Source organism: Kitasatospora acidiphila, assembly GCF_006636205.1.
Taxonomy (GTDB): Bacteria; Actinomycetota; Actinomycetes; order Streptomycetales; family Streptomycetaceae; genus Kitasatospora; species Kitasatospora acidiphila.
The window spans coordinates 6,697,596-6,711,502 of sequence record NZ_VIGB01000003.1 but is presented as its reverse complement, the minus strand read 5'-3'; the positions used below and the strand labels follow the sequence as shown (position 1 = coordinate 6,711,502).

The 13,907-nt window shown below is 70.6% G+C and carries 11 protein-coding genes and 2 pseudogenes; 8 read left to right on the top strand and 5 right to left on the bottom strand.

Annotated elements, in window-relative coordinates; translation table 11 throughout:
• Positions 1-275: 275 nt before the first annotated feature.
• The 4 genes and pseudogenes from ureA to E6W39_RS31740 all read left to right on the top strand — a co-directional run bounded on the left by ureA (position 276) and on the right by E6W39_RS31740 (position 4,461).
• Positions 276-986 carry an urease subunit gamma gene (gene ureA / locus E6W39_RS31755; RefSeq protein WP_141636417.1) on the top strand — a complete coding sequence of 237 codons (711 nt, stop codon included), beginning with the start codon at positions 276-278 and terminating at the stop codon, positions 984-986.
• Positions 983-2,691 (top strand): annotated as a pseudogene (locus E6W39_RS31750) (urease subunit alpha). The gene ureA and the pseudogene E6W39_RS31750 overlap by 4 nt, the downstream one beginning before the upstream one ends.
• A 30-nt stretch (positions 2,692-2,721) precedes the next feature.
• On the top strand, positions 2,722-3,759 hold the full coding sequence (locus tag E6W39_RS31745) for an agmatine deiminase family protein (RefSeq protein WP_141636415.1): 1,038 nt from the start codon (positions 2,722-2,724) through the stop codon (positions 3,757-3,759).
• Positions 3,760-3,795: 36 nt separating this feature from the next.
• Positions 3,796-4,461 carry a hypothetical protein gene (locus tag E6W39_RS31740; RefSeq protein WP_141636414.1) on the top strand — a complete coding sequence of 222 codons (666 nt, stop codon included), beginning with the start codon at positions 3,796-3,798 and terminating at the stop codon, positions 4,459-4,461.
• 42 nt (positions 4,462-4,503) lie between these two features.
• On the opposite strand, the gene E6W39_RS31735 is transcribed toward E6W39_RS31740, so the two are convergent.
• The 3 genes from E6W39_RS31735 to E6W39_RS31725 all read right to left on the bottom strand — a co-directional run bounded on the left by E6W39_RS31735 (position 4,504) and on the right by E6W39_RS31725 (position 6,398).
• On the bottom strand, positions 4,504-5,364 hold the full coding sequence (locus E6W39_RS31735; protein WP_141636413.1) for a GH25 family lysozyme: 861 nt from the start codon (positions 5,362-5,364) through the stop codon (positions 4,504-4,506).
• 235 nt (positions 5,365-5,599) lie between these two features.
• Positions 5,600-5,971: a hypothetical protein gene (locus tag E6W39_RS31730; RefSeq protein ID WP_141636412.1), complete on the bottom strand. Its 372-nt coding sequence runs from the start codon at positions 5,969-5,971 to the stop codon at positions 5,600-5,602.
• On the bottom strand, positions 5,964-6,398 hold the full coding sequence (locus tag E6W39_RS31725) for a hypothetical protein (RefSeq protein ID WP_141636411.1): 435 nt from the start codon (positions 6,396-6,398) through the stop codon (positions 5,964-5,966). Before E6W39_RS31725 ends, E6W39_RS31730 begins: the two co-directional genes overlap by 8 nt.
• 267 nt (positions 6,399-6,665) lie before the next feature.
• Here E6W39_RS31725 and E6W39_RS31720 point away from each other — a divergent pair, with 267 nt between their 5' ends.
• The 3 genes and pseudogenes from E6W39_RS31720 to E6W39_RS31710 all read left to right on the top strand — a co-directional run bounded on the left by E6W39_RS31720 (position 6,666) and on the right by E6W39_RS31710 (position 10,892).
• Positions 6,666-7,082, top strand: a complete 417-nt coding sequence (locus E6W39_RS31720; RefSeq protein WP_323809166.1) for an ATP-binding protein — start codon at positions 6,666-6,668, stop codon at positions 7,080-7,082.
• 128 nt (positions 7,083-7,210) lie between these two features.
• Positions 7,211-7,711, top strand: a complete 501-nt coding sequence (locus tag E6W39_RS42165) for a hypothetical protein (RefSeq protein WP_228718438.1) — start codon at positions 7,211-7,213, stop codon at positions 7,709-7,711.
• Between the two features lie 12 nt (positions 7,712-7,723).
• Positions 7,724-10,892, top strand: a pseudogene (locus tag E6W39_RS31710) (BTAD domain-containing putative transcriptional regulator).
• Between the two features lie 87 nt (positions 10,893-10,979).
• Here the strand turns inward: E6W39_RS31710 and E6W39_RS31705 are convergent.
• Together E6W39_RS31705 and E6W39_RS31700 are read right to left on the bottom strand one after the other, a co-directional pair.
• A complete protein-coding gene (locus E6W39_RS31705) occupies positions 10,980-11,741 on the bottom strand; it encodes an ABC transporter permease (RefSeq protein ID WP_141636410.1) in 762 nt (253 codons plus the stop codon).
• Entirely contained in the window at positions 11,738-12,676 is a 939-nt protein-coding gene (locus E6W39_RS31700) for an ATP-binding cassette domain-containing protein (protein WP_141636409.1), read from the bottom strand. The genes E6W39_RS31705 and E6W39_RS31700 overlap by 4 nt, the downstream gene beginning before the upstream one ends.
• Before the next feature lie 155 nt (positions 12,677-12,831).
• Between E6W39_RS31700 and E6W39_RS44330 the strand changes: the two genes are divergently transcribed.
• Positions 12,832-13,674: an endonuclease VII domain-containing protein gene (locus tag E6W39_RS44330; protein WP_141636408.1), complete on the top strand. Its 843-nt coding sequence runs from the start codon at positions 12,832-12,834 to the stop codon at positions 13,672-13,674.
• Positions 13,675-13,907: the final 233 nt, after the last annotated feature.

Here is a 13,907-nt window from a genome sequence, read left to right as displayed (position 1 = left end):
CTACGCCCCCGCCGCGATCTCCGTCGCGCCCGTGGCCGCGCGCCCGCCCCGTCGGGGCCGGACGCAGCCCACTCGGGCCGGACGCAGCCCTGTCGGGGCCGGACGACACGCCGAGCGGTCATCGCAGCGGGCGGAACCGGCCGCGCCGGGCAAGGCTGGACATGGCGACCCGATTTGGGTTCAATGACCAGCATTACGTTTGAACGCCGTTCTAAACACCCATTCGCCCCACTCTCCCCACCCGCCCCTCCGACCTCAGACCTCAGCGAGGCACCGTGCGACTCACCCCCACCGAACGGGACCGGCTGCTGATCTTCACAGCCGCCGAACTGGCCCGGGCCCGGCGCGCCCGGGGCCTGCGGCTCAACGTGCCGGAGGCCACCGCACTGATCGCCGACACCGTCTGCGAGGCCGCCCGCGACGGCAAGCGACTGGCCGAGGCGATCGAGGCCGGCCGCTCCGTGCTGACCGCCGCCGACGTGCTGCCCGGCGTACCGGACGTGGTCACCGTGATCCAGGTGGAGGCCGTCTTCGACGACGGCACCCGGCTGGCCGTGATCAACGACCCCTTCCAGGGCGCCGGTTCACTCGGCGAGGACGGCCCGGGAGCCGCTCTGCCCGGCTCCGGCGCCGGCTACGACCCGGTGGAGGAGACCGTGGTGCTGCCCGTCCACAACACCTCGCCGGTGCCGATCTCGGTCACCTCGCACTACCACTTCTTCGAGGTCAACCCGCGCCTGGCGTTCGACCGCGCCGCCGCCTACGGCACCCGGCTGGCCGTCCCGGCCGGCTCCTCGGTCCGGTTCGACCCGGGCGAGGTCGTCGAGGTCGGCCTGGCCCCGATCGGCGGCGAGCGGGTGGCGATCGGCTTCGCCGGACTGGTGGACGGCCCGCTGGACGCGCCCGGCGCCCGTGAGGCCGCCCTGGAGAAGGCCCGCGCCACCGGCTACCTGATCAACTTCGATGACACGGAGGTGGAGTCATGACTGCGATCTCCCCGCACGACTACATCTCCGTGCACGGCCCCGGGCCGGCGACCGGGTCCGGCTCGGCGACTCCGGCCTGATCGTCCGGGTCGAGCACGACTCCCAGGCCCCCGGCGACGAGTTCCTGGCCGGCTTCGGCAAGACGGCCCGCGACGGCCTGCACCTCAAGGCCGCCACCGTGCGCGACACCTGCGACGTCGTGGTGAGCAACGTGCTGGTGATCGACGCCGTCCAGGGCATCGTCAAGACCTCGATCGGCCTGATCAACGGCCGGATCGCCGCGATCGGCCGGGCCGGCAACCCCGACACCATGGACGGCGTCGACGTGGTGGTCGGCACCGGCACCACGATCGTCTCCGGCGAGGGCCTGATCGCCACCGCCGGCGCCATCGACACCCACGTCCACCTGCTGTCGCCGCGGATCATGGAGGCCTCGCTGGCCTCCGGCGTGACCACCATCATCGGCCAGGAGTTCGGCCCGGTCTGGGGCGTCGGCGTCAACTCCCCCTGGGCGCTGCGGCACGCGTTCAACGCCTTCGACGCCTGGCCGGTCAACATCGGCTTCCTGGCCCGTGGTTCGTCCTCCGACCCCGGCCCGCTGGTCGAGGCGCTGGCCGAGGGCGGCGCCAGCGGGTTCAAGGTGCACGAGGACATGGGCGCGCACACCCGCGCGCTGGACACCGCCCTCAGGGTCGCCGAGGAGTACGACGTCCAAGTCGCCCTGCACACTGACGGGTTGAACGAGTGCCTGTCGGTCGAGGACACCCTCGCGGTGCTCGAAGGCCGCACCATCCACGCCTTCCACATCGAGGGCTGCGGCGGCGGCCACGTGCCCAACGTGCTGAAGATGGCCGGCGTCGCCAACGTCATCGGCTCCTCCACCAACCCGACGCTGCCGTTCGGCCGGGACGCGCTGGCCGAGGCCGCCGGCATGATCGTCTCGGCCCACGACCTCAAGCTCGACCTGCCCGGTGACGCCGCCATGGCCCGCGACCGGATCCGGCACGGCACCATGGGCGCCGAAGGCGTGCTGCACGACCTCGGCCTGATCGGCATCACCTCCTCCGACGCCCAGGGCATGGGCCGGGCCGGTGAGACCGTGCGCCGCACCTTCGCGATGGCCGGCAAGATGAAGGCCGAACGCGGCCCGCTGGACGGCCCCGACGGTGGCTACGGCACCCGGGAGAGCGGCGACGACAACGAGCGGGTGCTCCGCTACATCGCCAAGCTGACCATCAACCCGGCCATCGCGCACGGGCTTTCGCACGAGGTCGGCTCGATCGAGGTCGGCAAGCTGGGCGACCTCGTGCTCTGGCGGCCCGACCACTTCGGCGCCAAGCCGCAGCTGGTCCTCAAGGCCGGGTTCCCCGCCTACGGCGTGGTCGGCGACCCCAACGCCTCCACCGACCGCTGCGAACCCCTGGTGCTCGGCCCGCAGTTCGGCGCCCACGGTGCCACCGCGGCCGACCTCTCGGTGGCGTTCGTCGCCGAGGCAGCGGTCCAGAACGGCGACCAACTCCCCACCCGGCGACGGCGAGTGGGCGTGCGCGGCACCCGCGGCATCGGCCCGCGCGACATGGTGCGCAACGCCCGTACCGGCCAGGTCGGCGTGGACGCCGCCAGCGGCCTGGTCTCGCTCGACGGCACCCCGCTGCGCTCCGAACCCTCCGAGAGCGTCTCGCTCAGCCGCCTCTACTTCCTCTGACTTCCCCTCCCCGCTTAGGACTTCACTGCGATGACCGCTCCCGCCTCGCTCGGCTACTCGATGCCCGCCGAATGGCACCCGCACGAGCGCACCTGGATGGCCTTCCCCACCGACAACCCCACCTTCTCCTCCGCCGAGGACCTGCACGCCGCCCGGCTCGCCTGGGCCAAGGTCGCCGACACCATCGTCCGCTACGAGCCGGTGACGCTGGTCGTCAACGTGGGCGAGGCCGAGGCGGCGCGCGACTACGTCTCCGCGGACGTCGAGATCGTCGAACGCCCGCTGGACGACGCCTGGATGCGCGACATCGGCCCCACCTTCCTGCTCGGCCCGGGCGGCCGCCTGGCCGCGGCAGACTGGATCTTCAACGGCTGGGGCGCCCAGTCCTGGGCCCGCTGGGAGAACGACCAGCACATCGCGGAGGAGATCATCGGCCTCACCGGGGTCCAGCGGTTCGCCTCCCGCCTGATCAACGAGGGCGGCGGCATCCACGTCGACGGCGAGGGCACCGTGCTGGTCACCGAGACCGTCCAGCTCGGCGAGGGCCGCAACGCCGACTGGACCAAGGAAGAGGTCGAGGCCGAGCTCCACGCCCACCTCGGCACCACCAAGGCCATCTGGCTGCCGCGCGGACTCACCCGCGACTACGACGAGTTCGGCACCCGCGGCCACATCGACATCGTCGCCTCCTTCGCCCGCCCGGGCGTCGTCCTCGCCCACGTCCAGCCCGACCCGGCCCACCCGGACCACACCGTCTGCCAGGACCTCGTCGCCCTGCTGCGCGCCTCAATGGACGCCGCAGGCCGCCCCCTTGAGGTCATCGAGGTCCCGGCCCCCACCGTCATCCACGACGCGGACGGCGAACCGGTCGACTACTCCTACATCAACCACTACGTCGCCAACGGCGCGGTCATCCTCTGCGCCTTCGACGACCCCCGCGACCAGGAAGCCGCCACCATCCTCGGCAAGGCCTACCCGGGCCGGACCGTCGAACTCGTCGACGCCCGCGAGATCTTCGCCAACGGCGGCGGCATCCACTGCATCACCCAGCAGCAGCCGAGGGCGTGAGCTTCAGCTCCCGCAGGATCCGACAGAATGGGCGCCGTGCCGAAGACCCGCGAATGGACCTACGACGGGACGGAGTTGGCGTGGCTCCAGGATCGGCTGGGACAGTCCGGCACCGGGCCCGGCCATGTGGTGGCCGAGCTCGTGCCGAGCGGCTTCGAGGCGTACGTGCGGATCTTCCACCGTTTCGAGGCCTCGGACGGGTCCGGCCGTAGTCGCACCTGGCAGGCGTGGGCCGACGACACGGCCGTCCCCTTCCACGCCGAGCTGTCCCACCTGTCGCTGCGTGCCGAGGACCGCGACGGTGACGGCCCGCTGTGGCAGACCGAGGAGGGCGCCCTCGATGACCGCAGTCGGCGGGCGCTGTCACGCTGCCTCGCCGGGGTGACCGGCGACCAGGCCGTCTTCTTCGCCTACGACCTCGCGGCCCTCTGCTGGGGCGAGGAGGAGCCGCTCGTTCGCCGTGCCACCTTGGCCGACCTGGAGACCGTGCGGGCGGCGGTGGCGGACGCGGTGGGGACCAGCGGGCCGGAGTTCTGGTGGCCGCAGGACCGGAGCTGGGTGGTCACCAGCGACTACGACCTGCTGTCCACCTATGTCGGCTGCTCTGCGGAGACCGCTGAGCGGCTCCTGGGCGACGACGAACTCGAGGCCCTGCCGGTCACCCCCCGGACCCGCGTCGACTGGTACGCCGACCGGCCATAGCGCCAAGCGCCAGATCACCCGCCCGCCACGGCCGCCCTCCGATCAGTGGCTGATGGGCCGCTCCCAGGCGGCGTCCCAGGTGTGCGCCCCGACGATGCCGTCCACCGCCAGCGGCCAGCCGTGGTCGGTGCTGTCCTGCTGGAACTGCCGGCAGATGCTCGCGGACGCGGGGCCGTACCAGCCGTCTGCGGTGATCTGCCAGCCGCGGCGGGCCATCTGCTGCTGCCAGTTGTAGATGTTGCCGTCGTGCATCTCGTTCGACTGGAGTTTGAAGTCGTAGCCGGGCCACGGCTGGTGCCCGGCGGGCGTGGGCGTGGGCGCGAACGATGAGGCCCAGGAGCGCAGTTCTGCGGTGCTGCCGAGGTGGCAGAAGTCCTGGTCGACACCGCTGGCGCTGTTGTACTGGTGGAACAGCCAGTTGGCGCCGACCCCGGGCTGGCCGGCCGGCCGGCCTTCGGTGGCGATCCACAGGTAGTCCTGGTAGTAGCCGGTGGTGTCGACGTTGTTCCAGTAGTCGGCGTTGCAGTACATGCCGACCGGCCGCTGCGGCGCCGACGCCTTCAGGTGCCGCAGGAAGGCCTCCTTGTACGCCAGCTGGTTCCCGTGCGAGACACCCGAGTTGGCGGAGTCGTAGCCCTCCCAGTCCAGGCAGAGCAGCTCACCGACCGCCGGCTGCGCGATCGAGAGGAAGTGATCCGCCTCGCTCTGCGCCGAGTTCCGCATGTCCGGGTAGTGGTAGTAGCCGACCACCAGACCCGCGTTGCGCGCCGCGTCCCGCTGACTGGCCCACTCCGGGTTGGTGTACGTGAGGCCCTCGGTGACCTTGATGAACGCGAAGCTGAGCCCGTTGGTGCCTGGTGCGGCCGACTGGTACGACGCCCAGTCCTGCCCGAAGATACCCATCAGGAGTTCCCCTTCGTGAGGATGGAGAGGAGGGCCGGAGGGGGTGACGTGAAGGGCTCCCCCGTGCCCTATCCGCCGAACAAAAACGTTCTGACCGGCCATCAGCCGCGGCAAACTCCGCCCACCCACATTGCTCTGACGATCAGCGCTGCCCCGGCCAGGATGCGAGGGCCAGATAGTCAACGTCGGTCAGGCCGACTTCCGGATCCACGATGCAGCACAGCTGGCCCGGCACTCAGATGACCTGCTCGATCCGCTCGAAGATGTCGCTGTCCGTCTCCCGCTGCCACTGCGGCAGTTCGTCCCAGTCGGCGACATAGCCCGGCTTCGGGCTGTCAAAGTGCTTGAAGATCTGGGCGATCCAGCACAGCGCGACGAAACGCCCCTTCTGCTCGCGGGACAGCTTGGCGGTGCTGCCGCCCGAGACACGGACGAACTCGGCCACCTGCCGGTACACCGCTGCCGCAGCCTGCCGCTCCCACTCCGGAGTCTGGGCCCACGGTGCGACGTAACCGGCCTTCGGCTCACCAGGGAAGTACTTCTTCACTCCAGCCACCCACGCCTCACGGAAGAACTCGCCGGGCTCCAGCGCAGTCGTGTCAGTCATGACGCTCCTCGATAGGTGATCTGCTCGCTGAGATTCGAGATTCGCGGGTCGGACATAAGCGGCGCAAGGGGACCCGCAGCCCATCCAGTCTGCGCGCGATATAGCCGGAGCCGGTTCGCTCCGCCAAAACGAGCGCGGCTGAGCAGTAGTGCACCACCCGGTCCGCGTCGCCGTGACGGGCTCCCAGCTCCGCCGGATCCGCGAGCACCGCACCCTGCCGCCGGGCCGACAGACCCTGGCGGACGGCCATCGACAGGTACTGCTCCGCCGAGTCGATCTGCCCAAGGGCGAGATGGCACAACCCCCGCTGTTCAGCCAGCCGGGAGCCGTCGAAGCGCAGCCACCCACCGTTGTGGACCTCGCCACCCAGGTCGTGAACGCGCTCGGCCTGGTCGAGTGCCCTTGTGCACGCGTCCGCATCGAGCACAGCCCCGGGCCTCCAATGCGGCCTTCCAAGGCGATCCGTCGCCAAGCCCAACTCATCCCGTCCTCCGGAGTCCCTGGTGAGCAGTGCCGATTCCACCCGCCCGCCGCATCCCTGGTCCATGAACGGCCCGGCGCCCCTGAGGGGCCCTCACAATTTCCTTTTCCCGAGCTGCTTGGCGCCGCTGAAGGCCCGGTACGGGAGCGACGGATGACCGGGCAGTCTGGGATGCTCACCCGAGCCACGAGCGCCCCGGAAGCTACCGCGCCTCTGACAGCAGCGCTGCCTGCGGACCACCTTCGCGTTCACCTCCCCTACGAACCGCAGTCCGCCCGCGCCGCACGGCAGCTCATCCGATCCGCCCTGCGCGGCTGGGGTTTGCCGGACCTGGTTGAGGCGGCCGAGCTGATCGTCAGCGAGCTGGTGGGCAACGCGGTGAAGACCGGTTGTCGGCAGCACATGACCGTCGCCATCCACCGCACCACCGAGGCCGGCGTCCGGATCTCGGTCCGCGACGGTTCTCGCGCGATGCCCGTCCTCGTCCAGGACCGCTGCGACGACGCCGAAGGCGGCCGCGGGCTTGCCCTGGTCAACCACCTCACCCGCGGCCGCTGGGGCGCGGAGCTGCTGCCGTTCGGCAAGGTCGTCCACGCCGACCTCCGCGTAACCACCAAGGCGCAGGCGTAGACCGCCTGACGCCCCCTCGCCTCCGTCCGGTTCCGTGACGGATTGTCCCTGGCCACAGGCCGCCCAGCCGACGGTCAGAGCCAGCAACACCAAACACACCACTCCCACGCTCACAGAGGAGCACCATCGTGACCGTCACCCTGCAGAGCCCCGGCACCACGCGAACCCGGGACCCCCGCGAGTTGCTGAACGCCGTGCAGCCCCGCATCCAGCACCTGAGCGTCAACGTCCTCGACTCCGGTATGACCATCTGGGACCGCGAGGTCGCACTGCTGCTCCGCGACGAGGTCATGGTCCGGGACCTCGCCGAGCGGATCCTCGGCAACGCCGTGATGTACGTGATCGCGTCCATGGAACACCCCGATGTCCACCTTGGCGTGGGCAAGGTCGTGGACATCGGCGTGCACCAGGTCATCCTCGACACCCCCGTCTACTTCGCCCTCTGCGAGCTCCTACCGCTACAGCTACGAACCACAGGACTGGGCGCGGTACTTGACCGAGGCTGGCTTCGTCCGCGTGGACGTGCGCGTGGTCCACGCTCCCACCCCGGGGCACATCGGGACGCTGATCGGTCGTGCTGTGCGGCGATGAGCCCGTTACCGGCTGGGTGCCTGGCGGGCGCGGCGTGACAGAATCGGCGGGTGCAGATCAAGATGCTGGGGCCATTGGAGATTCGCACGGACGACGGGGGGCTGTCCGACGTGCCGGGCGCGCGGTTGCGCGGGCTGCTGGTGGCGCTGGCGCTCAGGGCGGGGCAGGTGGTGACGAAGGCGTCGCTCGTCGACTGGATCTGGGGGGAGCAGCCGCCCGCCGATGCGACGAACGCGCTGCAGCGCTTGGTTTCCCGGTTGCGGAAGGTGCTGCCGGACGGGGTGATCGAGGGCAGCCGGACGGCTACCGGTTGGCGGTGGCGCCGGAGGCCGTCGACGCCGTGCGGTTCGAACGGCTGGTCATAGCCGGCCAGGCCCGCGCCGAGGACGTTTCCGGGCGGGTGGGGCTGCTGCGCGAGGCGCTCGAACTGTGGCGCGGCGCGGCCATGCAGGATGTCGGTCTGCAGGAGAGCGAGGCGTTCGACGCGGCGGTGGTCCGGCTGGAGGGGTTGCGCCTGACCGCCCGGGAGGAGCGGTTCGACGCGGAGGTCGCCCTCGGGCACGGTGCGGCCCTGGTCACGGAGTTGACCGACCTGGTGGCCGCCTACCCGGTGCGCGAGCGGCTCGTCGCCGCGCTGATGCGCGCCCTGGTCGCGGCCGGGCGGGACAGCGAGGCGCTGCAGGTGTACCAGCGCACCCGGGAGGTGCTGGCCGACGAGCTGGGCGCCGACCCCTCACCGGAGCTGGCCGCGCTGCATGTCGCCCTGCTGCGCGGCGAGTTGGAGCGGCCCCGCGAGGAGAGCCCAGGACCAACCTGCGCGCCGAGTTGACCACCTTCGTCGGCAAGGACGCCGATGTCGCCGCCGTCCGCGAGCTGATCGCCGAGCACCGGCTCACCACCCTGGTCGGGCCGGGCGGCTCGGGAAAGACCAGGCTGGCCACGGAGACCGCGCGGACGCTGCTCGGCGCCGGCGACCTGCCGGACGGGGCCTGGCTGGTGGAGCTCGCCGCCATCGGCGCGGACAGCGACGTGGCGCAGCCGGCGCTCGCCGGGCTCGGCCTGCGGGACGCCCTGCTCGGCGGCGCCTCGAACGCGGAGTTGACGGACCGTCTCATCGCCGCGGTCCGCGAGCGGGAGGCGCTGCTGATCCTGGACAACTGCGAGCATGTGATCGAGTCCGCGGCGGTGTTCGCGCACCGGGTGCTCGGGGAGTGCCGGCGGCTGCGGATCCTGGCGACGAGCCGGGAGCCGCTCGGCATCACCGGCGAGGCGCTGTGGCCGGTCGAGCCGCTGGCCCTGCCGGACGCGTACGCCGACGCCGCCGCGATGGAGTCCTCCCCGGCCGTCCGGTTGCTGCGGGACCGGGCGGGCGCGGTGCGCAAGGATCTCGCGGTCGACGCCCACGCGCCCGCCGACGCCCACACCTTGGCGACCATGGTGCGCGTCTGCCGCGCGCTGGACGGGATGCCGCTGGCGATCGAACTGGCCGCGGCCAGGCTGCGCACCATGTCCATCGAGCAGCTCGCCAACCGGCTGGACGACCGGTTCCGCCTGCTGACCAGCGGCAGCCGGACGGCGCTGCCCCGGCACAAGACGCTGCGCGCGGTGGTCGACTGGAGCTGGGAGCTGCTCACCGACGCCGAGCGGGCGGTGCTGCGCAGGCTCTCGGTGTTCGCGGGCGGGGCGAGCCTGGAGGCTGCCGAGCGGGTCTGTGCAGGCGACGGGGTCGAGCCGGAGGAGGTGCTCGAACTGCTCACCTCGCTGGCCGAGAAGTCGCTGCTGCGCACGGCGGACCACGCCGCGCCGCGCTACCGGATGCTCGGCACGATCAAGGAGTACGCCGGGCACCGGCTCGCGGAGGCAGGCGAAGCCGAGTCGGCGCGCCGGGCGCACCTCGCCTACGTCACCGAGCTCGCCGAGACCGCGGAGCCGCATCTTCGCCGCGCCGAGCAGTTGGAGTGGCTGGCCGTGCTCGAGGCCGAGCACGACAACATCGGGGCCGCCATGCGCGGCGCGCTCGCGGCGGGTGAGGCGCAGGCGGCGATGCGGCTGGCGGCGGGCTCCGGCTGGTACTGGTGGCTCGGCGGGCACCGGGCCGAGGGCATGGAGCTGCTCACCGCGGCCGCCGAGGTGCCCGGCGAGGTGACCGACCAGGTCCGGGCCACGGTGTACGCCCTCATCGTGATGTTCGCGAGCTCCGGGCGGGGTGATCAGCACCAGGTCGCGGAGTGGATCCACCAGGCGTACCGGCTCAGCCTCAGCGGTCAGGGCTACCACCCGGCGCTGCGGCTCGTCGTCCCGCTGGAGCGGATGCTGCAGGCACCCGAGTCGGTCCTGTCCGCGTTCGAAGAGCTGCTGGACGACGCGGACCCCTGGGTGCGTGCACTGGCCCGGCTGCAGACGGGCAAGATGCGGATCGTGCTCGGCCGGCAGGGGCGGGACGCGGACGTGTACCTGGAGACGGCGCTCGCCGAGTTCCGGGCGATCGGCGAGCGGTTCGGGATCTCGTTCGCCCTGACCGAACTGGCGGACCGGATCACCGTGCGCGGCGAGTTGGCCGAGGCGTGCGAGCACTACGAGCAGGCGGTCGCGGTCGTCACCGAGGTCGGTGCCACCGAGGACCTCATCCGGATGCGGTCGCGGCAGGCCCAGCTGTACTGGCTGCTGGGCGACGAGGACGCCAGCGCGGCCGCCATCGCCGAGGCGCAGCGGTACGCGGAGCGGGTCGCCTGGCCCGACGCGCTGGCCGAACTGGCCCTCGCGAAGGCGGAACTCGCCCGTTGGGGCGGCGACGCCGGGGAGGCGCGCCGGCAACTCGCGGTCGCGACGGGCCTGATGGGCGACGAGGCGGAGGGGGTGCACGTCCGCGCGATGCGGCACGACCTGCTCGGCTACCTCACCGACGACCTCGACGAGGTCCGGGCGCACCGCGCGGCGGCCTGCGAGGCGGCGACCGAGGCGGGGCACGCGCCGATGATCGCGCAGGCGCTCGTCGGGGTGGCGGATCTGGCACTGCGCTGCGAGCAGTACGCGCAGGCCGCGCGGCTGCTCGCGGCGAGCGTCGGCGTGCGCGGGCTGCCGGACCGCTCCCACCCGGACGTGGCCCGGGTCACGCAGACCGCACGACGCCGCCTCGGCGACGCGAAGTTCGCCGAGGCGGCTCGGGAGGGGGAGCAGGCCAGCTGGTCCGAGCTGGTCGCGGTCACGCTCTCTTGTTGAGGGTCAGGCTCGCTACCTGAGCGGTCAGGCTCGCTGCTTGAGCGGTCAGGCACTCTTGTCGAGTGATCACACTCGCTGCCTGAGCGCTCAGGCCCGCTTCTTGAAGGTCGAGACCGCCCACGCGTACCCGACGATCGCGAGCCCGACGCACCAGGCGACGGCGGTCAGGGCGGTGCCGGTCGCCGGGTGGCCGGCCAGCAGTCCGCGCAGCGTTTCGATGATCGGGGTGAACGGCTGGTACTCCGCGAACTGCCGGATGCCGGGCCCCATCGAGCTGGCGGGGACGAAAGCGCTGCTCAGGAACGGCAGCATGATCAGCGGCACGGTGGCCATGCCCGCCGATTCGACGGTCTTCGCGCCCAGCCCCATGGCGACGGTGAGCCAGCTGGTCGCGAAGGCGAGCAGCAGCAGGATGCCGATCGCGGCGAGCCACTGGAGGAAGCTCGCGTGCGGGCGGAACCCCATCGCGAAGCCGACGCCGACGATGGCCGCGTCGGCGATCAGACTGCGCAGCGTCGTGGAGACGACATGCCCGGCCAGCACGGCACCGTGCGAGACGTCCATGGCCTTGAAGCGGTTGATGATGCCCTTCGTCATGTCACCGTTCACGGCCGCCGCGGTCGGCCCGAGGCCGTAGCTGATGGCCATCACGAGCAGACCCGGCACCGCGTAGTCGATGTACCTGCCCTCGACTCTGAAAGCACCGCCGAAGACGTAGACGAACATCAGCATGATCACGATCGGGAACAGGACCGCCTGGAACACGGTGACCGGATTCCGCAGTGTGTGCTTGAAGTTGCGGCGCATCATGATCGCCGAGTCGCCGAGCGACGTGGAGAGAGTGCTCATCGTGCGTTCGCCTCCGTGGTGGTCTGACCGGTCAGCGCAAAGAAGACGTCGTCGAGGTCCGGCGTGTGCACGGAGAACTCCTCGGCGTTGATCATGTGTTCGTCGAGCCTGTCCAGCAGGGCCCGCAGCGACCTGGGCCCGCCGTCGCTGGGCACCCGCAGGGTCAGCTCCTGGTCGTCCCGGGTGGCTCCGGCCAAGGCCCGCGCCGCCACGTCGAGTTCGAACAGATCGGTGAAGCGGAGCCGGACATGGCCGCCGGGGACCTGCCGCTTGAGCTCCTCCGGTGTGCCCTGGGCGACGATGTGGCCCTGGTCGAGCACCGCGATCCGGTCGGCGAGCTGGTCGGCTTCCTCGAGGTACTGGGTGGTGAGGAAGACGGTGGTGCCGTCGGCCACCAACTCGCGGACGATCTGCCACATCGTGCGTCGGCTGCGCGGGTCCAGGCCCGTCGTCGGCTCGTCCAGGAAGATGATCTGCGGACTGCCGACCAGCGTCATCGCCAGGTCCAGCTTCCGGCGCATGCCGCCGGAGTAGGTCGCCGCCATCTTCTGCGCCGACTCCACCAGCTCGAACCGCTCCAGCAGTTGGGTGACCACCCGGTCGGCGGAGCGCACGCGCTTCAGCTCCGCCATCAGCTGCAGGTTCTCCCGGCCCGACAGCAGCTCGTCCACCGCGGCGAACTGACCGGTCACGCCGATGGCCTTGCGCACCTGCTTGGTCCCGGTCACCACGTCGTGCCCGGCGACGCGCACCGTGCCGGCGTCGGCCTTCGTCAACGTCGCCAGGACGTTCACCGTGGTCGTCTTGCCCGCCCCGTTGGGGCCGAGCATGGAGAAGACCGATCCCTCGGCAACCTCGAAGTCGATGCCGTCGAGCACGACCTTGGTCCCGTGTGTCTTCCGCAGTCCTGCAACCGCGATCGCTGAACTCTTCATGCCCACTACTGTCCAGGCCGGGCCTGTCACCCGTCTGACACCGTCCTGACACGGCCACTGACACGGCGTCTCGTGAGCTCCAGCGCAGTCGTGCCGGTCACAGTGCCTATCGGTGTGTGACCTGCTCATCGGGATCCAGGCCATGCAGGTCGGCCATGAGCGGCGCGGGATCCTGGGGTTTCAGCCTGATCGAGGCGGCCAAGCCGATAGTCAACGTACTGATTGGCACAACAGGCAGGCGCAGATACGAATATGATGGGCCATCCGGTTCAAGTTTGAGGCTGCGACTGGAAGATAGATTGAGCACCTGCACAATCGATGAGTGCGAGCGTCCTGCGATGGCACGAAACATGTGCTCCATGCACTGGCAGCGATGGAGGCGGCACGGGTCAGCAGCTGATCTGACTCAGAAACGCTCGCGCTGGGGAAGTAGTGTCTTCCCAGACGATCAGCATAAGCGATGCCCTGCCTGCAAAGAGGTCAAGCCGCTGTCGGAGTACGGCACATGCGCCGGCAGGAGTCGGGGAGTTGCAGCCAGATGCAGGCCCTGCGCTGCCGCGTACTCGAAGAAGCACCGGGCTAACAACCCTGACTACGCGAGTCGAAACAGCCTCCGGCAGAAGCAACGTTGGTTGGAGCGTCAGTACGGCTTGACGCAACAGGAGTTTGAGAACCTACTGGCGAGTCAGGCCGGAGTGTGTGCGATATGCCGCGAGCTCCCCGATGCCGAGTGTCGGCTGCAGGTCGACCACGACCACTCCTGTTGCCCGGGGAATACCTCGTGTGGCGCATGTGTCCGAGGGCTACTGTGTGCGAGATGCAATCGGCTCTTGGGACAAGCTCGCGACGATGCACATGTTCTTCTCGCTGCAGCCAATTACCTGACCCGAGAAGGCACGGCTATCCGGCAGGCTGCAGCAAGTCGTCAGAGGCCGCGACAAGGCACTTCAAAGCCCTTCAGCAACCAGCAGACCGGGGCGTCTTCCGAAGCGACGTAGGCACGTGGTGCCTCTCCTGCTTCCTATGCCCTCGGCCCAGCCGCGCTACGGCACTTGCGGCTCCGTCGGCCACCCCGCGCCGAAGTCCGGATGCCCGACGTACGGCAGGAGCAGGTCGGCGGCATCAGCTCCCGCTACCCCTTCGGTGGTTCGGACGGCGGGTTGGGGTTGCCACCCGGCGTGGGCGGGTTGCGGGGGCCGGGCGGCGGGGGCGGCGCGCCGGGGAGGCTGGT

What these genes read in the sequence shown, in the direction of transcription:
- E6W39_RS31745 (WP_141636415.1), top strand. Translation starts at nt 2,722, where the DNA reads ATGACCGCTCCCGCCTCGCTCGGCTACTCGATGCCCGCCGAATGGCAC.
- E6W39_RS31735 (WP_141636413.1), bottom strand. Translation starts at nt 5,364, where the DNA reads ATGGGTATCTTCGGGCAGGACTGGGCGTCGTACCAGTCGGCCGCACCA.
- E6W39_RS31730 (WP_141636412.1), bottom strand. Translation starts at nt 5,971, where the DNA reads ATGACTGACACGACTGCGCTGGAGCCCGGCGAGTTCTTCCGTGAGGCG.
- E6W39_RS31705 (WP_141636410.1), bottom strand. Translation starts at nt 11,741, where the DNA reads ATGAGCACTCTCTCCACGTCGCTCGGCGACTCGGCGATCATGATGCGC.
- E6W39_RS31700 (WP_141636409.1), bottom strand. Translation starts at nt 12,676, where the DNA reads ATGAAGAGTTCAGCGATCGCGGTTGCAGGACTGCGGAAGACACACGGG.
- E6W39_RS44330 (WP_141636408.1), top strand. Translation starts at nt 12,832, where the DNA reads ATGAGCGGCGCGGGATCCTGGGGTTTCAGCCTGATCGAGGCGGCCAAG.